The 22,961-nt window shown below is 63.0% G+C and carries 22 protein-coding genes; 15 read left to right on the top strand and 7 right to left on the bottom strand.

Going from position 1 to position 22,961, the window contains the following annotated elements; translation table 11 throughout:
* From O987_RS24025 to O987_RS24015, 3 genes are all read left to right on the top strand, one after another.
* Window positions 1-1,080, top strand: a complete 1,080-nt coding sequence (locus O987_RS24025; RefSeq protein WP_043375228.1) for a Rieske 2Fe-2S domain-containing protein — start codon at window positions 1-3, stop codon at window positions 1,078-1,080.
* A 30-nt stretch (window positions 1,081-1,110) separates the two neighbouring features.
* Complete coding sequence (locus tag O987_RS24020) at window positions 1,111-2,079, top strand: PDR/VanB family oxidoreductase (RefSeq protein WP_043375226.1); 969 nt, start codon at window positions 1,111-1,113, stop codon at window positions 2,077-2,079.
* A 93-nt stretch (window positions 2,080-2,172) separates the two neighbouring features.
* Window positions 2,173-3,114, top strand: coding sequence for a 2-hydroxyacid dehydrogenase (locus O987_RS24015; RefSeq protein ID WP_043375223.1), 942 nt, complete (start codon window positions 2,173-2,175; stop codon window positions 3,112-3,114).
* 289 nt (window positions 3,115-3,403) lie between these two features.
* Here the strand turns inward: O987_RS24015 and O987_RS24010 are convergent, their stop codons facing one another.
* The 3 genes from O987_RS24010 to O987_RS24000 form a co-directional block, all read right to left on the bottom strand.
* Complete coding sequence (locus O987_RS24010) at window positions 3,404-4,441, bottom strand: DctP family TRAP transporter solute-binding subunit (protein ID WP_043008642.1); 1,038 nt, start codon at window positions 4,439-4,441, stop codon at window positions 3,404-3,406.
* Window positions 4,442-4,608: 167 nt separating this feature from the next.
* Window positions 4,609-5,907, bottom strand: a complete 1,299-nt coding sequence (locus tag O987_RS24005; RefSeq protein ID WP_043008640.1) for a TRAP transporter large permease — start codon at window positions 5,905-5,907, stop codon at window positions 4,609-4,611.
* On the bottom strand, window positions 5,904-6,467 hold the full coding sequence (locus tag O987_RS24000; protein WP_043375220.1) for a TRAP transporter small permease: 564 nt from the start codon (window positions 6,465-6,467) through the stop codon (window positions 5,904-5,906). Before O987_RS24000 ends, O987_RS24005 begins: the two co-directional genes overlap by 4 nt.
* A gap of 424 nt (window positions 6,468-6,891) precedes the next feature.
* Here O987_RS24000 and O987_RS23995 point away from each other — a divergent pair, with 424 nt between their 5' ends.
* From O987_RS23995 to O987_RS23975, 5 genes are all read left to right on the top strand, one after another.
* Entirely contained in the window at window positions 6,892-7,842 is a 951-nt protein-coding gene (locus O987_RS23995) for a LysR substrate-binding domain-containing protein (RefSeq protein ID WP_003051111.1), read from the top strand.
* Window positions 7,843-8,272: 430 nt separating this feature from the next.
* The gene (locus tag O987_RS23990) at window positions 8,273-9,172 is read left to right on the top strand and encodes a transporter substrate-binding domain-containing protein (protein ID WP_003051113.1); all 900 of its coding nucleotides are present in this window, start codon (window positions 8,273-8,275) and stop codon (window positions 9,170-9,172) included.
* A 114-nt stretch (window positions 9,173-9,286) separates the two neighbouring features.
* Window positions 9,287-10,039, top strand: coding sequence for an amino acid ABC transporter permease (locus O987_RS23985; protein WP_003051116.1), 753 nt, complete (start codon window positions 9,287-9,289; stop codon window positions 10,037-10,039).
* A gap of 1 nt (window position 10,040) precedes the next feature.
* The gene (locus O987_RS23980; RefSeq protein WP_003051118.1) at window positions 10,041-10,712 is read left to right on the top strand and encodes an amino acid ABC transporter permease; all 672 of its coding nucleotides are present in this window, start codon (window positions 10,041-10,043) and stop codon (window positions 10,710-10,712) included.
* A gap of 143 nt (window positions 10,713-10,855) precedes the next feature.
* Window positions 10,856-11,593 carry an amino acid ABC transporter ATP-binding protein gene (locus O987_RS23975; RefSeq protein WP_003051120.1) on the top strand — a complete coding sequence of 246 codons (738 nt, stop codon included), beginning with the start codon at window positions 10,856-10,858 and terminating at the stop codon, window positions 11,591-11,593.
* Between the two features lie 79 nt (window positions 11,594-11,672).
* Here the strand turns inward: O987_RS23975 and rocF are convergent, their stop codons facing one another.
* Both rocF and O987_RS23965 read right to left on the bottom strand, forming a co-directional pair.
* Window positions 11,673-12,626, bottom strand: a complete 954-nt coding sequence (rocF, locus tag O987_RS23970; RefSeq protein ID WP_003051121.1) for an arginase — start codon at window positions 12,624-12,626, stop codon at window positions 11,673-11,675.
* A 13-nt stretch (window positions 12,627-12,639) separates the two neighbouring features.
* The gene (locus tag O987_RS23965) at window positions 12,640-13,746 is read right to left on the bottom strand and encodes an ornithine cyclodeaminase (RefSeq protein WP_003051122.1); all 1,107 of its coding nucleotides are present in this window, start codon (window positions 13,744-13,746) and stop codon (window positions 12,640-12,642) included.
* A 128-nt stretch (window positions 13,747-13,874) separates the two neighbouring features.
* Here O987_RS23965 and pyrC point away from each other — a divergent pair, with 128 nt between their 5' ends.
* The 6 genes from pyrC (at window position 13,875) to O987_RS23935 (ending at window position 19,170) form a co-directional block, all read left to right on the top strand.
* Window positions 13,875-14,921: a dihydroorotase gene (pyrC, locus tag O987_RS23960; RefSeq protein WP_043376934.1), complete on the top strand. Its 1,047-nt coding sequence runs from the start codon at window positions 13,875-13,877 to the stop codon at window positions 14,919-14,921.
* Window positions 14,922-15,070: 149 nt separating this feature from the next.
* The gene (locus O987_RS23955) at window positions 15,071-15,973 is read left to right on the top strand and encodes an NYN domain-containing protein (protein ID WP_003051124.1); all 903 of its coding nucleotides are present in this window, start codon (window positions 15,071-15,073) and stop codon (window positions 15,971-15,973) included.
* A 154-nt stretch (window positions 15,974-16,127) separates the two neighbouring features.
* Window positions 16,128-16,850 (top strand): DUF3025 domain-containing protein, encoded by a 723-nt coding sequence (locus O987_RS23950; protein WP_419177849.1) that lies wholly within the window; start codon window positions 16,128-16,130, stop codon window positions 16,848-16,850.
* A 73-nt stretch (window positions 16,851-16,923) separates the two neighbouring features.
* Window positions 16,924-17,796, top strand: coding sequence for a protease HtpX (gene htpX / locus O987_RS23945; protein ID WP_003051126.1), 873 nt, complete (start codon window positions 16,924-16,926; stop codon window positions 17,794-17,796).
* A gap of 124 nt (window positions 17,797-17,920) precedes the next feature.
* Window positions 17,921-18,289: a YXWGXW repeat-containing protein gene (locus O987_RS23940; protein WP_003051127.1), complete on the top strand. Its 369-nt coding sequence runs from the start codon at window positions 17,921-17,923 to the stop codon at window positions 18,287-18,289.
* Between the two features lie 86 nt (window positions 18,290-18,375).
* Window positions 18,376-19,170 (top strand): oxepin-CoA hydrolase, alternative type, encoded by a 795-nt coding sequence (locus tag O987_RS23935; protein WP_043375217.1) that lies wholly within the window; start codon window positions 18,376-18,378, stop codon window positions 19,168-19,170.
* Window positions 19,171-19,188: 18 nt separating this feature from the next.
* On the opposite strand, the gene O987_RS23930 is transcribed toward O987_RS23935, so the two are convergent.
* Window positions 19,189-19,758 (bottom strand): hypothetical protein, encoded by a 570-nt coding sequence (locus O987_RS23930; RefSeq protein ID WP_003051130.1) that lies wholly within the window; start codon window positions 19,756-19,758, stop codon window positions 19,189-19,191.
* 173 nt (window positions 19,759-19,931) lie between these two features.
* Window positions 19,932-21,716, bottom strand: a complete 1,785-nt coding sequence (locus O987_RS23925; RefSeq protein ID WP_043375215.1) for an NAD(P)/FAD-dependent oxidoreductase — start codon at window positions 21,714-21,716, stop codon at window positions 19,932-19,934.
* Window positions 21,717-21,924: 208 nt separating this feature from the next.
* Between O987_RS23925 and O987_RS23920 the strand changes: the two genes are divergently transcribed.
* The gene (locus O987_RS23920) at window positions 21,925-22,959 is read left to right on the top strand and encodes an intradiol ring-cleavage dioxygenase (RefSeq protein WP_043375211.1); all 1,035 of its coding nucleotides are present in this window, start codon (window positions 21,925-21,927) and stop codon (window positions 22,957-22,959) included.
* Window positions 22,960-22,961: the final 2 nt, after the last annotated feature.

Here is a 22,961-nt window from a genome sequence, read left to right as displayed (position 1 = left end):
ATGAACCAGATTTCTCACACCATGAGCGCAGCCGCGCCTGCCTTTCCGCTGGACCAATGGTACGTCGCGGGCTTTGCCTGGGAACTGAAGGACCTGCCGGTGGCGCGTACCTTGCTGGGTCAGCCGGTGGTCCTGTTCCGCACGGAAGATGGCCGGGTCGCGGCGCTTGAGGATCGCTGCTGCCACCGCGAGCTGCCGCTGTCCTGCGGCACGGTGGAAGCTGCGGGTCTGCGCTGCGGCTACCATGGCCTGCTCTTCAGCCATGAGGGGCAGTGCCTCGAAATACCGGGCCAGGAACGGATTCCGGCCAAGGCCTGCGTGAAGTCCTTCGAGCTGCGCGAGCGCGACCAGATTCTCTGGATCTGGATGGGCGCGACACCGGATTCCGTGCCTGGCACGGAGCCGCCGGCCTATGCCGTGCACAGCGACCCGCAATATCGTTTTGGGGGTGGCGTGTACCACTACGACGCTCCGTATCAGCTGATTCACGACAACCTGCTGGACCTGAGCCATCTGGGCTATGTGCACCTCAAGACCATCGGCGGCAACGCCCGCGTGCATATGAACGCGGATCTCAAGGTCAGCCAGGACGGGGACAGCGTGAAGGTGGTGCGCTGGATGCCGGATTCGGACCCTCCACCCACTTATGCACAGGCCTGGCCTTTTCAGGGCCGCATCGACCGCTGGCAGGAAGTGGAGTTTCATCCCTCGCATGTGCGCATCTGGACCGGTGCCATGGATGCGGGCCAGGACAGACTGGACAACCCGGCGCGCGAAGGATTCCATATGCGCGGCTTTCACGGCGTGACGCCGGAGACGGAGACCAGCGCGCATTACTTCTGGACGATTGCGACCAATCCGCATCCGCAGATGCAGGACACGACACAGCTGGTGATCGATCAGACGGCTGCCACCTTCGAGGAAGACAAGGTGGTCATCGAAGCCCAGTTCCGCAACCAGCAGCGGTTTGGTCCACGTGCCGTGGTGGATATCCACGTGGATGTGGGGCCCAACCGTGCGCGGCGCGTGATTGAGCGGTTGCGCCAGGCCGGCGCGCAAGCCTCGCAGGCGGTGGCCTAGCGACGCACAAGCAAAAGAGAAGTACCCGAGATGAAGACTGAAACCACGTTCGAGGTGCGCATTGCGCACAAGCAGGAGCAGGCAGCCGGTATCTGCAGCCTGGAATTGCGGGCTCTGGAAGGCGCCAGACTGGCGCCGTTCAGCGCCGGCTCGCACATCGATGTGCACCTGCCTGGTGGGCTGGTGCGCCAGTATTCGCTGAGCAACGATCCCGCCGAGCTGGATCGCTATGTGATTGCCGTGCTGCGCGAGCCCGCCTCGCGCGGTGGCTCGGCGGCTGTGCATGAGCAGCTGCAGGCCGGCCAGCAGATCACCATCAGCCACCCGCGCAACCATTTCGAGCTGCATGCACCGGCCCGCAAGCATTTGCTGCTGGCAGGCGGCATTGGCATCACGCCGATTCTGGCCATGGCGCGCAAGCTGGCGCATGACGGTGCGGAGTTCGCCTTGCACTACTGTGGCCGCTCGCGCGAGCGCATGGCGTTTGCCCAGACCATCGAGACTGCGCAATGGGCTGACAAGGCGCAGATCCATGTGGATGACGTGAATGGAAAGTCGTCGCTGGGTTTGAGCGAATTGCTGCAGCAAAGAGAGCAGGGTCAGCATCTGTATGTGTGCGGACCCAAGGGCTTCATGGACGCCGTGCTCGACACGGCGCGAGCGGCGGGCTGGCCTGCCGAGCAGCTGCACTACGAGTTCTTTGCCGCCGAAGTGGAGCACCGCGCCGACGACGAGAGCTTCGAGGTGGAGGTCGCCAGCAGCGGCCAGGTGGTGCGCGTCACGCCGGCGCAGACCGTGGTGCAGGCGCTGGAGTCCATCGGCGTCTGCGTTCAGACCTCGTGCGAACAGGGCGTCTGCGGCACCTGCCTGACGCGCGTCATCTCGGGCCAGCCCGATCACCGCGATATGTATCTGACCGAAGACGAGCAGGCGGCCAACGACCAGTTCCTGCCTTGCTGCTCGCGAGCCAAGTCCGGCCGTCTGGTGCTGGATCTGTGACCCGCTGATTGGGCAGGCTTTGACCATGCGCGGGCAGGGCTGGCGCAGCCTGCTCAAAATAGGCGTTTTCCATGAAAGCGCCGTGTTCCTGCCATGAAGCCTGCCCTGCTAGTTCTGAATCTCCAGGTCCCCGCCCATCTGCAGCAGATGGAGCAGACCTTTGCCGACTTTGATGTGATCTATGCGCCCGATGCCGATCAGGCCGAGGCCGCAATCGCCGCCCACGGCGCGCGCGTGAAATGCGTGTGCACGATTGGTGCGACGGGCCTGTCGGCCGCGCAGATGCAGCGCATGCCCGGGCTTTCGCTGGTCTGCGCCATGGGCGCGGGCTATGAGAACATCGATGTGGCCCATGCCAAGGCGCACGGGATTGCCGTCGGCAACGGCGTGGGCACCAACGACGACTGCGTGGCCGACCACGCCATGGGCCTGCTGATCGCCGCGGTGCGCGGCATCGTCAAGCTGGACAAGGCCACGCGCGCCGGCATCTGGCGCTCGGCCCTGCCGCTGCCGGCCAATGTCTCGGGCAAGCGCCTGGGCATCGTGGGACTGGGCCAGATCGGCGCCAAGATCGCCAGGCGCGCGGCCGCCTTCGACATGCCCGTCGGCTATCACAACCGCAAGCCCCGCGAGGGTGTCGAGCACCAGTACTTCGACGATCTGCTGGCGCTGGCCACCTGGGCTGATGTACTGCTGGTGGCCACGCCGGGTGGCGCGGGCACGCGCCATCTGATCAATGCCGAGGTGCTCGATGCGTTGGGCGAAAAAGGCGTGCTGGTGAATATCGCGCGCGGCTCGGTGGTCGATACCGCAGCGCTGGCCGAAGCCGTGCGCGCAGGCCGTCTGGCCGGTGCCGGACTGGATGTCTACGAAAGCGAGCCGCAGCCGCCGCAGGAGCTGATCGATCTGGACGCCGTGGTGCTGACGCCCCATGTGGGCGGCTGGTCGCCTGAGGCCGTGCAGAACTCGGTGGACCGCTTCATCGCCAATATGCGCTGCCATCTGGATGGCAAGCCCTTGGTCTCGCCGATCTGAGTGCTATTGAATTGAAAGCTGCTTGCGCTTGATTTTTAGGGATCTCAGATAACTTCTTTATTGAAATCATTTGGTAATAAGCGCTATCAGCTTCGATATGCATAGCAATAAGAAATCCCCGCGCAGATCGCTCTGGCGGGGATTTTTACTATCTGCAGCGCCATGAAGCTGGCGCGGACCAAACCAGTGACACCAAGCAAGGGCCGCCCCGCAGCGAGGGTGTCGTCCCTCTCCCGAAGAGAGAGGGGGAAGCCGCGGGGCCGCCTAGGTGTAGCGGCTCAGGGGGAGCTTATTTCTGGCTGGCAGCAATGGCCTTTTCGGCCTTGTCGACCAGTGGTGCGCCGATCTGGCTCTTCCACTTGTCGTAGACGGGGCGGGTGGCCTTGACAAAGGCTTCGCGCTCGGCAGCGTTAGGCGTGGTCACCGTCACGCCGAGGCCGGCGAGGTCCTTGAGCAGAGGCTTGTCGGCCTCGACCAGGCCCTTGCGTGCAATGGCGATTTCTTCCTTGGCGGCATCCAGCGCGGCCTGCTTGACGATGGCCTGGTCGGCAGGCGTCCAGCTGGCCCAGACGTCCTTGTTGACGACGAAGATCAGCGGGTCGTTCATATAGCCCCACATGGTCAGATGCTTCTGACCCACGGACTGCAGCTTGGCCGCCATGTACACGCCGATGGGGTTCTCCTGGCCGTCCACGGCGCCGCTGGCCATGGCTGGCTGGGCATCGGCCCAGCTCATCTGCGTGGGGTTGGCGCCCAGGGCCGTGAAGGTGTCCAGGAACAGGGGCGAGCCCACGACGCGGATCTTCATGCCCTTGAGGTCGGCAGGCGTCTTGATGGCGTGCTTGGAGTTGGAGATTTCGCGGTATCCGTTCTCACCCCAGGCCAGAGGCACGACGCCGCCTTTTTCCAGGGTCTTGAAGATTTCCTGGCCCACTTCGCCCTGGGTCACGGCATCCACGGCCTTGAAGTTGGGGAAGAGGAAGGGCATGGAGAACAGGTTCAGCGACTTGACCTGGGGCGACCAGTTGATGGTCGAGCCCACGGCCATGTCGATCACGCCCTGGCGCAGCGCAGAGAACTCACGCGTCTGGTCGCCCTGCACCAGCGAGGTGCCGGGGTAGAGCTTGATGTTGATGCGGCCCTGGGTGCGTTCGCGCACCTTGTCGGCCCACAGCTCGCCGCCCTTGCCCCAGGGGAAGGCCGTGCCCAGCACCAGAGACATGCGGTATTCGCTCTTGTACTTGGCCTGGGCCATGGCCATGGGCGATGCAAAAGCCAGTGCGGCGGCTGTCGCCACGGCGGATGCGAGGAAGGTACGAAGTTTCATTTGGTTTGTCTCCCTTTTAGAAACGAAAAAATGCTTTGCTTGTTAGATGCATTGCACATTGAATAAGCACGGCCCATCTCAGCAGACACCGCGCAAGGGCCGCCCCGCCGCGCTGGTGTCATCCCCTCCAGAAGAGAGAGGGGAAGCGGCAAAGCCGCTCAGGGGTGCTAGTACCCCATCTTTGCGGGCAGCCACAGAGCGAGCTGCGGGAAGGCAATGACCAGAATCATCACGACGAACATGGACAGCAGCATCCAGCCCACCCAGCGCACGGTGGACTCCATGCGCACGCCCGCGATGCGGCAGCTGACCATCAGGTTCACGGCCAGCGGCGGCGTGAACTGGCCCAATGCCACCTTGAGCGTGAGGATCACGCCAAACCAGACGGGGTCCCACTGGTAGTGATTCATGATGGGAAGCAGCAGCGGCACAAAGATCAGGAAGATCGAGATGCCGTCCAGGAACATGCCCACGGTGATCAGCAGCAGGATCAGCAGACCCAGCACGCCATATTCGCCGAGACCGGAATTCACGATGGCATTGGCCACCGGATCGATCACGCCCAGGGTGGACAGCGAGAAGGCAAAAATGCCGGCCAGCGACACCACCAGCAGGATCACGGCCGACAGCTCGCCCGCTTCGCGCAGAATCGGAAAGAGGTCGCGCACGCCGATGGTGCGGTGAATCACCATGCCGACGAACAGCCCGTAGAACACGGCAACCACGGCGGCCTCGGTGGGGGTGAACCAGCCCATGCGCATGCCGCCCAGGATCAGCACCGGAGCCGCCAGACCCCAGGAGGCCTCGCGCAGGCTCTTCCAGAACGGCGGGCGGGGCATGGAGGCTTCGAGCGCGCCCATCTTGTGCTTGCGCGACATCCACACGGCGGGAATGATGAGCGCGATACCCGCCAGCACACCGGGAATCATGCCGGCCGCGAACAGGGCCGGTACCGAAGCACCGGGCACCAGCACCGAGTAGATGATGAAAGCCACCGAAGGCGGAATCAGAATGTCCGTCGCTGCGGCCGCTCCGACCACGCTGGCCGAGAAGCTCTTGGGATAGCCGGCGCGGCTCATGGCGGCAATCATCACGCCGCCCACGGCCGCCGCATTGGCCGGTCCGGAGCCGGAGATGCCACCCAGGAACATGGCCACGGCGATCGCCACCAGCGGCAGCATGCCGGGGCCGCGGCCCACGATGGCCACGGCAAAGTTCACCAGCCGCAGGGCAACGCCCGAGCGATCGAAGATGGAGCCCACGAGCACGAACATGGGAATCGCCAGCAGCGGATACTTGCCCAGCCCGGCATAGAAATTCTGCGGCACGGCCAGCAGGCCGAACCACTGCGTATCGGCATTGGCCAGGGCAATCGCGGCCGCACCGGCCAGACCGAGGGCCGCGCCTATGGGCACGCCGATGAACATCAGGCCCAGAAAGGCCACGAACAGCAAGGTGGCGATCATGCGATCTCCTTGCTGTGGTCTTTTTCCACGGGCTCGTCAGGGAAGGCGCCGGGCTTGCCCTGGCGGATGAACAGGCCGGCGGCGCGCAGCGTGATCAGGGCCGAGACCACGGGCAGCCAGATCGAATACCACCACTGCGGCACGCCGATGCCGGGCGAGGTTTCCTCGAAGCGGAAGTCGTCCCAGACCACGCGCACGCTGAGTACGGCAATGATGGCAAACAGCAGCGCCACCATCAGCGAGCCGAAACGGGCCAGAGCCTTGCGGCGCTGGACGGAGCCGCTGTCCGAGAAAAACTCGATGCGGATATGCTGATTGCGCGCCACGGCGGCAGAGCCTGCGACCAGGGCCAGCAAGATCATCAGAAAGACCGAGATTTCCTCGGTCCAGGCAAAGGAGGAGTTGGTGAAATAGCGCACCAGCACATTGGCAAAGGTGATCAGGGCCAGAGCGGCCATGATGATCACGGTCAGCCAGTCTTCAATGCGCAGGGAGCGAGGCTCGTCCGGGCGCGCGCCGGTATCGGCGCCACCATCGGTCTCGGGAGGAGTGGAGGACATGAACGCGGAAAGTCAGAAAAACACACAGGGGTCAGGGCAGCTCGCCTGAATGGCGTGATCCGCGCGCACTCGATGAAAATGCCCTTATGTTCACGACTTACGCAAAACGGGTTCAGGCAAGACGATTGCCTCAGGAGGCAGGCCGTTGTTGCATTCTTGTCTGCGTAAGTCCTTATGTTGTTCCTTGACCTTCACGGCGTTGTGCACCGGGATGGCTTGGAGCGAGTAGACACACCGGATAGATGTGAGCAAATATTATCAAGGTATCTATGTCGCATGGCTTACGTCGTGCAGCAGGCATTACCCTAGGGTCTGGTGAGCAGGGCGGGCTTGGCGCCGAGTCCGTGCTGTGTCCCGTTTAGCATCCAACAAGGATTACCTCCGTTGCACAGCTTTGGTGCAGGGCAGCGGATAATGAGAGTCTATGGAAACCAAATGGCTTGAAGATTTTGTCAGCCTTGCTGAAACCCGCAGTTTCAGCCGCTCGGCCCAGTTGCGTCACGTGACGCAGCCTGCGTTCTCGCGCCGCATCCAGGCACTGGAGGCCTGGGCGGGCACGGATCTGGTCGACAGAAGCTCGTACCCGACGCGACTGACGCCAGCAGGCAAGACCATGTACGAGCAGGCGCTGGAGATTCTGCAGTCCCTGCAGAGCACCCGGACCATGCTGCGTGCCCACGTCAGTGCCGGCAAGGGCATGGTGGGCTTTGCCGTGCCACATACGCTGGCGTTCACGTTCTTCCCGAACTGGGTGTCGGCCGTGCATGAGAAGTTCGGCCCTTTCCGCAGCCGCCTGTTCGCCCTCAATGTTCACGATGCGGTGATGCGCCTCGTGGAAGGCGGCTGCGATCTGCTGATCGCCTACTACCACTCTTCCCAGCCTTTCCAGCTCGACCCCTCGCGCTATGAAATGGTGAGCTTGGGGCATGAGGTGCTGGCTCCCTACTCCAAGCCCGACGAGAACGGCAACCCTATCTTTGCCCTGCCCGGCCGCCAGGGCCAGCCGCTGCCCTATCTGGGCTATGCCGCCGGCGCCTATCTGGGCCGCGTGACGGAGCTGATCCTCAAGGAAGCGTCCGAGGCCGTGCACCTCGAGCGTGTCTATGAAACCGACATGGCCGAAGGTCTCAAGGCCATGGCACTTGAAGGTCATGGCGTGGCCTTTTTGCCTTATAGCGCGGTGCGTGGCGAGCTGGAGTCCGGCCGTCTGGTGCGCGCCGTGCCCGAGGGCGTGACCGGTTTCCAGATGGACATGGAGGTGCGGGCCTATCGGGAAAAACCCACGGGCGATGCGCCCCAGGGAGGAGCTGCCGCGCTCTGGAACTTCCTCAAGGAGCAGGGCGAGATTGCCGGTGGCGAGGTCAAGGCTGTGTAACCCGACCGAGTGTTGCTTTTCTTCCAAAAGGGCCAATTGGCCCTTTTCTTGCTTGTGTGACCAGGTTTGAGTGATTTTGGGTGTTTTACTGGTGAAAACCCTAATGTTATGCATCGGGTAAATACTGAATATGCAAGTTGCGCATAAGGATTTTTGCCATCGGCATTGGCTTGTGAAATCACGAAAGCATTAGAGTTCGCAGCTTGCACAAAAAGAGGTGCTGCTTTGCAACACAAGATTGAGGCGGTGAGTAGGTGGTTGCCTTCCTGAATTCCCTACGGGAAAAGTCTTAGAAATGATTGCAATTCAGCCATCTTCATGACTGCACAATGTGTGCAGTACATTTGTTAACGCAACCTGTCCACCCTCACAAAGGGCGATGCGTTAAGGAGTGGCAAGCGTTTTTGGTCCTTACCAATAGGAGATCCGTATGAAGAAGCATTTGTTGGCCATCGCCGTAACCGCACTGGCAACTGGCACCGTGTTTGCACAGGCCAATGACACCCTGGCCAAGATCAAGTCCACCGGCAGCGTCACTCTGGGCGTGCGTGAGTCGTCCGGCCTGGGCTATACGCTGGGCAATGGCAAATATGTGGGCTTCCATACCGAAATGGGTGAGCGCATCCTCAAGGACATCCAGAAGCAACTGGGCCTGACAGCGCTGGAAGTGAAGTACCAGCCCGTGACCTCGCAAAACCGTATTCCTCTGGTGCAGAACGGCACCGTGGACATCGAGTGCGGCTCCACCACCAACAACACGGCTCGTCAGAAGGACGCAGCCTTCGCCTTCACCACCTATGTGGAAGAAGTGCGTATCGCCACCCGTGCCAACTCGGGCATCACCGGCATCAAGGACCTGAACGGCAAGACCATCGTGACCACGACGGGCACGACTTCCGTGCAGACCCTGCGCAAGAACAAGCGCGCCGACGGCCTGACCTTCAAGGAAGTCATGGGCAAGGACCACGCCGACAGCTTCCTGATGCTGGAAACCGGCCGTGCCGACGCCTTCATCATGGACGGCTCCATCCTGGCCGCCAACATCTCCAAGTCCAAGGCCCCCAACGATTACAAGATCGTGGGTGAAGTGCTGTCGGTGGAACCCATCGCCTGCATGATGCGCAAGGACGATCCCGCCTTCAAGAAGGCCGTGGACGAATCCATCGTGCGTCAGATCAAGGATGGCTCCCTGACCAAGCTGTACGACAAGTGGTTCCTGCAGCCCATTCCTCCCAACAACGTGAAGGTGGGCCTGCCGCTGTCGGCTGCCACCAAGGATGCGTGGGCTCACCCCAACGACAAGCCCATGGAAGCTTACGAAGTCAAGTAATCCCGCCCAATAGGTGTACCGCCCCTTCTGCCAAGCGGTTAGAAGGGGCTTTTTTGTTGCGAGGGCCGGTGTGAGCGTTTGCCCTCATAAACCGAGAATGAAAGAGGTGCTCGTATGAGTTGGGATTGGCAGGTGTTCTGTGAGGACACCATTACCCAAGAGGTCGGGCAGAGTTGTTTTGGCAAGAACGGTGACATCACCTATCTGGACTGGATGATGTCGGCCTGGGGCTGGACCGTGGCGGTGGCCTTGCTGTCGCTGGTCATTGCCCTGGTGCTGGGCGCAGTCATCGGTACCTTGCGTACCTTGCCCGACCGTCCGTGGATCGTGCGCCTGGGCAATGCCTGGGTGGAGTTGTTCCGCAATATTCCCTTGCTGGTCCAGGTGTTCATCTGGTATCACGTGATTCCCGCCATGGTGCCGGCCATGAAGTCCCTGCCGGGCTTTGTGCTGGTGGTGTTTGCCATCGGTTTCTTCACCTCGGCGCGTATTGCCGAGCAGGTGCGATCCGGTATTCAGGCCCTGCCGCGAGGCCAGCGCTACGCCGGTATGGCCGTGGGTTTCACGACCTTCCAGACCTACCGCTATGTGCTGCTGCCGATGGCGTTTCGCATCATCATCCCGCCGCTGACCAGCGAGGCCATGAACGTGTTCAAGAACTCGTCCGTGGCATTTGCCGTGTCAGTGGCCGAGCTGACCATGTTCGCCATGCAGGCACAGGAAGAAACGGCGCGCGGCGTCGAGATCTATCTGGCTGTCACCGGTCTGTATGTGATTTCTGCCTTCATCATCAACCGCATCATGGCCTTCATCGAGAAGCGTTCCCGCGTTCCCGGCCTGATTGCAGCCAGCGGTGGAGGCCACTGATATGAATCTCAACCTCGACTGGTCGTTTTTCTCGTTGGAACTGTTCAGCAACTTTGTGCTGAAGGGGCTGTATTTCAGCGTGTTCCTGACGGTGGTCGCCACGCTGGGCGGCATCTTCTTCGGCACCTTGCTGGCGCTGATGCGCCTTTCGGGCAAGAAGTGGCTGGAGCTGCCTGCCACCATCTATGTCAACGGCATGCGCTCCATCCCGCTGGTGATGGTGATCCTGTGGTTCTTCCTGCTGATGCCCATGCTGATCGGCAAGCCCATCGGCGCGGAGACTTCGGCCATCATCACCTTCGTGGCTTTCGAAGCCGCATATTTCTCTGAAATCATGCGTGCCGGCATCCAGTCCATTCCACGTGGACAGGTGTTTGCGGGCCAGGCACTGGGCATGACCTATGGTCAGAACATGCGTCTGGTGGTGCTGCCTCAGGCCTTCCGCAACATGCTGCCCGTGCTGCTGACCCAGACCATCATCCTGTTCCAGGATACTTCGCTGGTCTATGCGATCGGTGCCTACGACATGCTCAAGGGCTTCGAAATTGCCGGCAAGAACTTTGGCCGACCCATCGAGTCCTATCTGGCGGCTGCCGTGACCTATTTTGTGATCTGCTTTGCACTGTCTTGGTTCGTCAAGCGTCTGCACAAGAAGATCGCCATTATTCGATGAAACACCCCCTGAGTCGCTTCGCGCCCTCCCCCTCAAGGGGGACGACGGCCTCGGCTGCGGGGCGGCCCTTGCTGGCCGTCCCTGGCCTGACCGAGCCCGTTGCAGGCGCTGCGATGGATCACTGACAAAAGTCGGAGTGAAAAATGATTGAACTCAAGAACGTTTCCAAGTGGTACGGCAGCTTTCAGGTGCTGTCCGATTGCTCCACCAATATCAACAAGGGCGAGGTGGTGGTGGTGTGCGGCCCTTCGGGCTCTGGCAAGTCCACGCTGATCAAGACCATCAATGCGCTGGAGCCCTTCCAGAAGGGCGAGATCTTTGTGGACGGCACGGCCGTGCACGACCCCAAGACCGATCTGCCCAAGCTGCGCAGCCGCGTGGGCATGGTGTTCCAGCACTTTGAGCTGTTCCCCCATCTGTCGGTGACGGAGAACCTGACCATCGCGCAGATGAAGGTGCTGGGCCGCAGCGCGGCCGATGCCAAGACCCGTGGCCTCAAGATGCTGGACCGCGTGGGCCTGACCGCTCACAAGGACAAGTTCCCCGGTCAGCTCTCCGGCGGCCAGCAGCAGCGCGTGGCCATTGCGCGCGCGCTGTCCATGGACCCCATCGTGATGCTGTTCGACGAACCCACTTCGGCGCTGGATCCGGAAATGGTGGGCGAAGTGCTGGACGTGATGATGGGCCTGGCCAACGAAGGCATGACCATGATGTGCGTGACCCACGAAATGGGTTTTGCACGCAAGGTGGCCAGCCGTGTGATCTTCATGGACGTGGGCGGCAAGATTCTGGAAGACTGCAGCAAGGAAGAGTTCTTCGGCCATCCCGAAAACCGCCAGCCGCGTACCAAGGAATTCCTCAACAAGATCCTGCAGCATTGATGCCGCAGGCAAGCCGCAAAAAAGGCGCTCGCAGGAGCGCCTTTTTTCATGGCCTCGGGCCAGCCTCAGACTGAGTCGCTCAGCATTGCAGCACGCCGCGAGGCTCGCGCATCAGCGTGCTCTGGCCAAACAGGCTTTGCACCAGATCCACCACCAGCTCCGCCGTCTGGTTGCGCAGGTCCAGTGCCGGATTCAGCTCCACGATGTCCAGCGATGCAAGGCGGCCGGTGTCGGCAATCATTTCCATGCACAGCTGGGCCTCGCGGTAGGTGGGGCCGCCGCGTACCGGCGTGCCGGTGCCGGGCGCGATGTCGGGGTCGAGAAAGTCCACGTCGAAACTCAGATGCAGATGGACGTCGCTGTCGTTGCGCCCCAGCAAGGTGGCCAGCGCGCGGCGCATGACTTCACGCATGCCCAGCTCGTCGATGGCGCGCATGTCGTAGACCTCCAGCCCCAGCTCGCGGATCATGTGCTTCTCGCTCTCGTCCACGCTGCGCAGCCCGATCTGGCAGAACGAGGAGGCGGGCAGGGCGGGAGTTGCCCCGGACAGCGCAGCCAGCTGAGCCGGCCCCAGTCCGCACAGGCTTGACACCGGCATGCCGTGCAGATTGCCCGTGGGCGAACTGTCGGGGGTGTTGCAGTCCGAATGGGCATCCAGCCAGAGCACGCGCAGCTGCTTGCCCGTGGCGCGGCAATGGCGGGCCACGGCGCTGATGGAGCCCGTGGCCAGCGTGTGGTCGCCGCCCAGCAGCATGGGCAGCCGGTTTTGCTGCAGCACCTGCAGTACCGCGTCATGGGCGATCTGGTTCCAGCTCAGGCATTCGGCCAGATTGCGCAGGCCCTGGGCATCGCGCGCGCCACGCGGATTGCCGGGGCCGGCCAGGTTGCCCAGATCGCTGACCTGTACGCCCAGTCGTTCAAGCGCCGGACCGAGCTGGGCTACGCGCAGGGCGTCGGGCCCCATGGCGGCGCCAAGGCGCGAAGCGCCGACATCGGTGGGAAGACCTATCAGTGTGCACGAGGTGTGTGTCATAAGCCGCTCCGCTTCAGGCCGTCTTACGGGCCGCAAGATGGGTGAACTGAGGACTCGATGCCTGTCTCACCATGGCAAACAGATCCTTGGGGTCGGCGAGCTCCGGCACCAGCTCGATCTGCGACAGCAGGCCCGCCTCGCCTGCCAGGCGGTGCATGGTGCGCAGCGCCGAGTAGTCCTCCAGTGCGAAGCCCACGGAGTCGAACAGGGTGATCTGGGCGTCCGATGTCCGGCCCGGCGCCAGCTTCTGCAGCACGCGCCACAGCTCGGTCACGGCAAAGTCGGCCGGCATCTGTTGCAGCTCGCCTTCGATGCGCGTCTGCGGCTCGTATTCGACAAAGACCTGTGCACGCTGCAGGGCGCTGGCATCGAACTCCGTCTTGCCGGGGCAGTCGCCGCCCACGGCATTGATATGCATGCCGGGCTCCAGCAGATGGCCGGGGATGATGGTGGCGCGGGTCTTGTCGGCGGTGGCGGTGGTCACGATATCCGTGCCGGCCACGGCATCGCGCACGCCGGTGCAGACGATGGCCGTGGCGCCAAAGCCGGGCAGGAACGGCTGCAGGTTGCGCAGCAGCTTTTGCGAGGCGGCCGGGTCGATGTCGAACAGGCGCAGCTCGCGCACGCCCAGCAGTTCCATGAAGGCCAGTGCCTGAAATTCGCTTTGCGAGCCGTTGCCGATCAGCGCCATGCTGCGGTTGCCGGCGCGCGCCAGATGGCGCGCGGCCATGGCCGATGTGGCGGCGGTGCGCAAGGCCGTGGTCAGCGTCAGCTCGCTGACAAAGCGCGGCATGCCGGTGGCGACATCGGCCAGCGCGCCGAAAGCCATCACCGTGGGCAGGCCCAGGCGCGGATTGTGCGGATGGCCGTTGACGTATTTGAAGGCGTAGTCCCGTGCATCGGCCACAGGCATTAGCTCGATCACGCCGCTGGCGGAATGGGCGGCCGTACGCGCGCTTTTGTCGAAGTCCTGCCAGCGGCCGAAGTCGGCCTCCAGGGCTTCGCTGACCAGGCGCAGCACCTGGGTGATGCCGATGCGCGCGACCAGCCGGGCAGCGTCGCTGGCGCTGAGAAAGTCGGTGCGCAAAGGTGTGCCGGCCAGAGCTTGAGGAACAGACATAAGACCTCCTCCTTGGCTTCATTCTTGAGGATTTCTGCGCCAAATGCCAGAGACAACAGCCTGTGACCGTCGTGGGAGCACTGCTCTTGCGGGTCGGGTGCGACCTTGCCGCCAGGGAAGATGGGACAATACCGGCCATGACTCAGACCATCACGATTACCCGCCCCGATGATTGGCACTTGCATGTGCGCGATGGCGATGCCATGCGCTGCGTGGTGCCGCACACGGCCCGCCAGATGGGCCGTGCCATCATCATGCCCAACCTCAAGCCCCCGGTCACCACGGCGGAGATGGCAGCGGACTACCGCGCCCGCATTCTGTCGGCCGTGCCTGCAGGCAGCCGGTTCCAGCCGCTGATGACGCTGTATCTGACGGACAACCTGGGCCCCGAGGAAATCGTGCGAGCCAAGGCGGCCGGCGTGGTGGCCTGCAAGCTGTACCCCGCAGGTGCCACGACCAATTCCGACCATGGCGTGACCGATCTGCGCAAGATCTACCCGACGCTGCAGGCCATGCAGCGCGAAGGCCTGGTGCTGCTGGTGCACGGTGAAGTGACCGATCAGAGCATCGACCTGTTCGACCGCGAGGCCGTGTTCATCGAGCAGCAGCTCAAGCCTCTGCGCAAGGATTTCCCCGAGCTCAGGATCGTCATGGAGCATGTGACGACCAAGGAAGCCGCCGAGTACGTGGCCGCAGCCGATGATTTCCTGGCGGCCACCATCACGCCCCAGCATTTGCTGTTCAACCGCAATGCCATCTTCCTGGGCGGCGTGCGTCCGCACTTCTACTGCCTGCCGGTCCTGAAGCGAGAAACCCATCGCCTGGCGCTGGTGCAGGCCGCCACCAGCGGCAGCAGCAAGTTCTTCCTGGGCACGGACAGCGCTCCCCATGCCGCGCACCTGAAGGAAGCCGCGACCGGCTGCGCCGGCTGCTACAGCGCCCACGCCGCCATCGAGATGTATGCGGAGGTGTTTGACGGCGTTGGCGCCCTGGACAAGCTGGAAGCCTTTGCCTCCTTCAACGGCGCCGATTTCTACGGCCTGCCCCGCAACACCGACACCATCACCCTGGTCAAGGAAAGCTGGACACCTCCCGTGAGCTTTGAATACGGCGAAGGTGCGCAGCTCAAGCCTCTGCGCTTTGGCGAAGCCTTGCCCTGGAAGATGCTGGATTAAAAACAGTAGCTGTAAGCGCCTGTGTTCACTTGAATCAAAGGTGTTTTCGGTCTGAAATCAAGAAAGGAGTTGCGCAAGCTGCTCCTTTTTTAATTTGGCTTTACGCAAGGCCTCGGTTAGGCTTGGCCAAACAGCGCTCAGGAGATTGCATGCCCAACGATGTCCAGCCCAGGATTGCCTTGCTGATCGATGCGGACAACGCGCCCGCGGAGATGATTGACGAGATATTGACCGAGCTGTCCACCTTCGGCCTGATCAATATCCGCCGTGCCTATGGCAACTGGACCAAGGCCGGTCTGCATGGCTGGCAGAGCAAGCTGCTCGAATATGCCGTGCGGCCCATGCAGCAGTTCGATTACTCCAAGGGCAAGAACGCGACCGACATGGCCATGACGGTGGATGCCATGGAGCTGCTCTATACCGAAAAGCCCGATGCCTTCGGCATCGTCTCGTCGGATGCCGACTTCACCCCGCTGGTCATGCATTTGCGCGCCAAGGGCGCTGCCGTCTATGGATTCGGGGCGGAGCAGACGCCCAAGGCTTTCGTCAACGCCTGCTCGCGCTTCCTGTATTTCGATGCGCTCAAGGAGCTGGGCGACGGCATTGTCAGCCGCAGCGAACGCCGCGAGTTGGAAGAAGATGCGGGGGACGCTTTGCCACAGTCATCTGCCAGCCTTGTCGCGGCTGTGACGGCCGTGCCTGCCATCCTTGAAAAAGCACCAAGCTCTGCGGAGCCGGCGACTCCGGCGCCGGTGCCGACCAATTTGCTGCGCCAGAACACCAAGCTGCTGGCGATGTTGCGGGATGCGGTGAAGGCTACCCAAGATGAAGCCGGGTGGGCGTTGGTGGGTAAGCTGGGCACGCATATCGGCAACAAGCTGTCCTTTGATGCGCGCAACTATGGCTACCCTTCCTTGAGCAAGCTGCTGGCAGCAATTCAGGCATTTGAATTCCGGGATGAAGGCACTTCGCGGGTCGCCGTGCGCGACAAGCGCATGAAGAAGGCAGCATCGCCCCAGAGTACCTCGGCCGCAATGCCACCGCCAAAATAGCGGCATGGAATGCATGAATCCGCTGCGCACCGCATGTCAGGGCCTGTCGAGTGCCAGCGATGCCGAGGAGTTTTTAGCGATCGACTGGTCACGCCCTTGGCTGAGCTGTCTGGCTTCTGCCGGGCGGACGATGGCGGAGCGCATTGCGAAAGGGATGCCTGTGTACCTTGCGCTCAATCACAGGCTGCCCTCGGCACTGAGCGATCATGGCTGGCAGTTCGTCGATCAGCTGCAGCTGCCTGTCGGTCAGGCCTATGAGGCATTTATCCACAGCCGGCGCTGCATTCCCACTCGCGACAATCTGCATGATTTCTTCAACGGCCTGATCTGGCTGCACTGGCCGCTGCTCAAGCAGCGGCTCAATGCATTGCAGGCGGCCGAGATCGCGCGCCAGGGCGTGGGGGCGCAGCGCGGGCGCCTGCGCGACTCGATCACGGTGCTGGACGAGAACGGCGGCCTGCTGCTGGCGCCTCAGGCCCTGTGCGATGCGCTGCGCGACAAGCGCTGGCAGGAGCTGTTCGTGGACCGGCGGGCGCTTTGGGAGCAGGCGCGCTTCCTGCCCATAGGCCATGCCCTGCTGGAAAAGCTGGTCCAGCCGCGCAAGGCCATCACGGCGCATGTGATCTGCGTGCCGACGCAGCAGGCGCCGTGCCTGGCATCGCCGGCCGAGGCCGATGACTGGTTGTGCGAACAGCTGCGCACACAGTCTTGCAATCTGGCCGACAAGCCCTATCTACCAATTCCCATATTGGGAATCCCGGACTGGTGCCTGCAAAACCAGAACTTTTCCTTCTATGATGACTCTCTAGTTTTCCGAGCCCCACGTACCGTACAAACAACACAACAACGGGTACCGCCAGAAAGAGAACTGGCTTGATGCGCATTCGCCCTGCACAGGCGGTGCCTCAAGGGTTCTGGTCATTTTGTCCCCTGTGTGGAGTACACCCTCGATGAAACGTATTGCCTTATTTCTACTGACCAATATCGCCGTGGTGGCGGTATTGGGCATCGTCGCCAGCTTGCTGGGCGTCAACCGCTACCTCACTGCCAACGGCCTCAACCTGGGCGCCCTGCTGGGCTTTGCCTTCATCATGGGTTTTGGCGGTGCCATCATCTCGCTGCTGATCTCCAAGCCCATGGCCAAGTGGACATCGGGCGTGCAGGTCATCAACGAGCCGCGCAATGCCGATGAGGCCTGGATCGTCAACACCGTGCGCGGCTTTGCCGAGAAGGCCGGCATCGGCATGCCCGAGGTCGGCATCTATGAGGGCGAGCCCAACGCCTTTGCGACCGGCGCCTTCAAGAACTCGGCCCTGGTGGCGGTGTCCACGGGGCTGCTCGAAGGCATGACCCGCGAAGAGGTCGAGGCCGTGATCGGCCACGAAGTGGCCCACATCGCCAATGGCGACATGGTGACCATGACGCTGATCCAGGGCGTGATGAACACCTTTGTGGTCTTCCTCTCGCGTGTGATCGGCTATGCGGTCGATTCCTTTCTGCGCCGCAACGACGAGCAAAGCTCGGGCCCCGGCATCGGCTACATGATCACCACCGTGGTGCTGGATATCTTGCTGGGCTTTGTCGCCGCCATCATCGTGGCCTGGTTCTCGCGCCAGCGCGAGTTCCGTGCCGACGCGGGTGCCGCGCAGCTCATGGGCCGCAAGCAGCCCATGATGAATGCGCTGGCCCGTCTGGGCGGCATGCATCCGGGCGAGCTGCCCAAGAGCGTGGCGGCCATGGGCATTGCCGGCGGCATCGGCCAGCTGTTCTCCACCCACCCGCCCATCGAGCAGCGCATTGCTGCACTGCAAAACGCCCGTTAAGCGTACACCTGTGTAAACGGCAGTAGCCGGTCTTTACCGCTGCTTCACAAGCCCCTGTCAACAACTGGCAGGGGCTTTTGCGTTGTAGGAGCATATACATGTCCCCGGACTTTCAGGAGTTGTGATGTCCTTCATCTCTCAAACCATGACCCGCCGCCTGCTGCCGGTCTTGCTGCTGGGCGGCTCGGCCGCCCTGCTTACGGGCTGTGTGGTGGCCCCGGCCTATCCGGCTTATGGAACCGAGGTGGTCGCGGGCGACGTCTATGCACCCATGGCCCCGCCTGCCCTGATCAACGAGGTGATCCCGGTGGCTCCCTCGCCGGCCTATGTCTGGATCGGCGGCTCCTGGGGCTGGGGCGGCGGACGCTACAACTGGCGTCCCGGTCGCTGGGCCATGCCGCCACGTCCCGGCTACGGCTGGCATGAAGGGGGCTGGAACCATGGCCCTGGTGGCTGGCATCATGGCGGTGGCCATTGGGGGCCACGCCGCTGAGGGCGTCCGCTAGGTGACAAGAGAGGGCACAAGCCCGCTAGGCGGGCCATGCCGGCATCGCTAGAGTCGGATGCAGGAGGTTTGCCGTGAATCCTGCTCTTGTCACCCGCCGCGAAGGCGCTGTTCTCGTTCTCTCCAACAACAACCAGGCCGCGCGCAATGCGCTGTCGCCCGAGTACTACCACGCGGTCATGGAAGCGCTGCGTGCGGCCGGCACCGATGCCTCGGTGGCCGCCGTGATCCTCACGGGAGAGGGCGGTCATTTCTGCGCTGGCGGCGATCTGAACCAGCTGGCGACGCGGCGCGAGATGCCGCTGGCCGAACGCCGCCTCAGGCTCGAGGATCTCAACCATCTGATGCGTGCCATACGCGACCGCCCCAAGCCCGTGATCGCGGCGGTGGAAGGCGCTGCCGCGGGTGCGGGCCTTTCTCTGGCCATGGCTTGCGACATGCTGGTGGCGGCAAGGTCGGCGGTTTTCTCGGTGGCCTATGTGAAGGTCGGCCTCACCCCCGACGGTGGCGCGACGTCTTTTCTGGCCGAGTTCATGTCCCGTCAGTTGCTGACCGAGCTCTGCCTGACGGGTGAGCGCATCAGCGGCGAGCGCATGCATGCGCATGGCTGCATCAACCGCTTGACGGAGCCGGGCCAGGCCTTGGCCCAGGCGCTGGAACTGGCGCGGCAACTGGCCCAGGGGCCGGAGGTGGCGACCACGCGTATCAAGGCACTGTGCCGGGTGGCTCACAACCACAGCCTGGAGCAGCAGCTGGCGCTGGAGGCTGACCATATGGTCGAGACCCAGGGCAGCGAGGAGTCCCGCGAAGGCATCGCGGCCTTTCTGGAAAAGCGTGCGCCCGACTTTGCCAGGCTGCGCGGAGCCTGATGGAGCGCTCCTGGCGACCTAGCGAACCGTGTAGTTGAGCTGGAACATCACGCCGGCATTGCCCAGCACATTGACCTGGGCTCCCCAGTTCCGATTGAAGTCATAGCCCACGGCCGGAATGGCCGTGATGCCCCAGCCATGCCGGTTGTTGAACGGGATCTTCTTGTTGTACGGAAACTTGTAGCCGTGAATGATGCCGCCCGTGACCTTGAAGAAAAGGCCTGGCACGCTGTCAAACGGCCTGAAGCGCCAGCCGTAGTAGGCGTACTGGCTGGGCTGACCGAATGAATTCCTGAAATAGGCAAAGCCTGCGATATGGCGTTCGTCCAGCTCCTTCTCGGCCTGGATCAGCCAGACATAGGCATGCTTTTGTTCGTCAGGCTCGAAATCGTTTTCCTTTTTGGCATCGGAGAAATGCCAGTCCAGGGGGGCGTAGCCAAACATCCAGCCCGACAGCGCAGAGGGCTTGTCGGCGGCAGTGTCTGCCGCAGCAGCTAAATCACTGGTTTGAGCGCTGGCACTGGCGGCAGCCAGCCAGCAGGCCAGTCCCAGGGTGACAGAGGCAGGTGCGAGTCGCAGAGGTTTCATGGTGACGCTTGGCGTGCGATGAAGTCCCCAGCGTACCGATGCCAAGCCTGGCGCAATGTCAGTCAGCGTCCAAAAACTTGTAAGAGCCATGACTTCCGGTGTGCTCGCGCCCCTCAAAGGCAGCCAGCCGGGGGGCTGGCATGCCTGGGGCGCAACGAGGCAGGCCGCGTGGCTTACAGGGCGCCGCCCGAGCCGCGTGCGCCCGAGGAGGGTACTGACACGCCGAGAATCGCCGCAGCCACGGCCTCGCCGACCTTGATGCCGTCGACACCGGCCGACAGAATGCCGCCCGCGTAACTGGCACCTTCACCGGCCGGGTACAGACCGCGCGTGTTGTCGCTCTGGAAGTCGGCGCCGCGGCCGATCTTGACCGGGGACGAGGTGCGTGTTTCCACACCAGTCAGCACGGCATCCTTCATGTCGTAGCCGCGAATCTTCTTGCCAAAGGCGGGCAGGGCCTCGCGCATGGCTTCGATCGCATAGGCGGGCAGTGCCTGGTGCAGATCGCCGAGGCTGATGCCGGGCTTGTAGGAGGGCTGAACTTCGCCAAATTCGGTGGATGGCTTGCCAGCCACAAAGTCGCCCACGAGCTGGCCGGGCGCACTGTAGTTCTGGCCGCCGAGCACATAGGCTTTGGACTCCAGCTGGCGCTGCAGCACAATGCCGGAGAGCGGGTGATGCTCGCCTTTTTGCAGCTTTTCGACGCCAAAGGTCTTGCCGTCGAAGGCCCAGGCAAAGCTCTCGGCGTCCTGCGGGTAGTCCTCGGGGCTGATGGCGCAGACCATGCCGGCATTGGCATTGCGCTCGGCGCGCGAATACTGGCTCATGCCGTTGGTGACGACGCGCCCGGGTTCGCTGGTCGCGGCCACCACGGTGCCGCCCGGGCACATGCAGAAGCTGTAGACGGCGCGGCCGTTTTTGGCATGGTGCACCAGCTTGTAGTCGGCAGCGCCCAGCAGCGGATGGCCGGCATCCTTGCCCCAGCGGGCGCGGTCGATCACGCTTTGCGGATGTTCGATGCGAAAGCCCACGGAGAAGGGCTTGGCCTCCATGGCCACGCCGCGCTCGTAGAACATGGCAAAAGTGTCGCGCGAGCTGTGGCCCAGAGCCATCACGGCATGATGGGTGGGCAGCGCATAGCTTTGGCCCGTGGCCTGGTCGAGCACCTGCAGGCCGACCAGCTGGCGCTGGCCGTCGACCTCTTCGATCTGCACATCGGTCACGCGCTGCTCGAAGCGGATTTCGCCGCCCAGGCGCACGATTTCCTCACGAATGCCTTCGACCAGCTTGACCAGCTTGAAAGTGCCGATATGGGGGTGAGCCGCGTAGAGAATTTCGGGCGGAGCACCATAGGTCACGAACTCGGTCAGTACCTTGCGGCCCAGATGGCGCGGGTCCTTGATCTGGCTGTAGAGCTTGCCGTCTGAGAAGGTGCCGGCGCCGCCTTCGCCGTACTGCACATTGGACTCGGGCGTCAGCTCGCGCTTGCGCCACAGGCGCCAGGTGTCCTTGGTGCGCTCGCGCACGGTCTTGCCGCGCTCCAGCACGATGGGCCTGAAGCCCATCTGGGCCAGCACCAGTCCGGCAAACATGCCGCAGGGACCAAAGCCCACGACCACGGGGCGCTCGTCCAGGTCGGCCAGGGCCTGGCCCACGGCTTTCCAGCTCATGTCTGGCGTTGGGTTGACATGGGGGTGGTCGGCAAACTGCGTCAGCAGCGCGGCCTCCTGGCCCTCGTCGGCCAGCGTGATGTCGACGATGTAGACGGCCAGCAGTTCCGCCTTGCGCGCATCGAAGCTGCGCTTGTGCACATGCAGCCTGGCAATGGCGGAGCATGGAATGCCCAGGCGCTCGGCTGCGAGCTGGGTGAGCTGGTCCGTGGGCTGATATTCGGTGTGGTTCTCGGGGTGGTATTCCACCGCCGAGAGAGGGAGTTTGAGTTCTGCGATCCGGATCATGGCTTGTACCTATCAAGCAAGGGTCTGGATGGTAAGCCAAAGCCTTTGGGCCGGCTTGGCGCGGGCGGGGTGACCTTGGCGCCTGATCGGTGACACTATCAAAAACTGTAGCGCATGGCGCTTTATGGAAAAGGCATGGAGAGCAATTTTGTATAGCATCGGTAAAGATGAGGCAGCCGCTGGCTGCGTTGGCGGCTGCGGCGCTAGCATGGTGCGATTCACAGACGAGTCCATATCGCCCATGACCCAGCCGCACTCCTCATCCGAAACGCTTGTACCGGCCGCGTGCGCAACCTCGCGCAGAAGCTGGCTGCGGCAATCCGCAGCCCTGCTGGGGGCACTGCCCTTCATGCCATCGCCCGGTCGTGCCGCGCCCGCCGCAATCGGTTCGGCAGCAGCGCCAGCGACGGACGGCGCGGCGAAGGCCGCTGCTCCCTGGCTCAGCGGCGGTACCAAGGCCATCACCGCTGCCGTGCGCGGCATCAATCCATTTGCTGCGGCCGGTCTGGCGGGCGGTTGCCGCCTGACCTGCGAGGCCACCATCGGCCCCTGCCATACGCTGTCGCCCGAGCGCATGGATGTCAGCGATGGCTGGGACGGCCTGCCGCTGCATATGCAGATTCGCGTGGTCAACGAGCGCTGTGAGCCGGTGCCGGGCACGATTGTGGAGATCTGGCATACCAATCACACGGGCGGTTACTCGGGCCAGACTCACCGCATGTGCAACAACGATGCCGCCGATGTGAACAAGCAGTTCTTTCGCGGCTATCAGCGCACCGACGGCCATGGCGTGGCGCGTTTCGACAGCTGCTACCCCGGCTGGTATCGCGGCCGTGCCGTGCATGTGCACTTTCGCATCCTGCAAGGCAGCTACGACCCGGCGGACAGTGCTGCATCGTGGCTGACCAGCCAGCTGTTGTTCAGCGATGCGCTCAACAGCGAGATCTTTGCGCAGGCACCGCTTTACAAGGACAAGGGCCAGCCCGATACCCGCCTGGATGTGGACAACGTGGTCGGGCAGGAGCCGGACAAGACGCCTTATGTTTTCGATGTGCAGAACCTGGGCGGGGTGATGCTGGCATCGAAGACCGTGGTGGTGCGCAGCGACAGTGCCGACAAGCTCTGCCAGGTCAAGGGCTCCATGCCGCCAGGCGGCCCGGGTGGGCCAGGAGGTCCGGGGCGTCCCGGCGGCATGCGGCCGCCGCGCCCTGGCATGATGCCGCCACCTCCGCCCGGCACCTGAGT

Origin of the sequence: Comamonas testosteroni TK102 (assembly GCF_000739375.1) — a bacterium.
GTDB lineage: Bacteria > Pseudomonadota > Gammaproteobacteria > Burkholderiales > Burkholderiaceae_C > Comamonas > Comamonas brasiliensis.
This window is presented reverse-complemented; position numbering and strand designations above follow the sequence as displayed.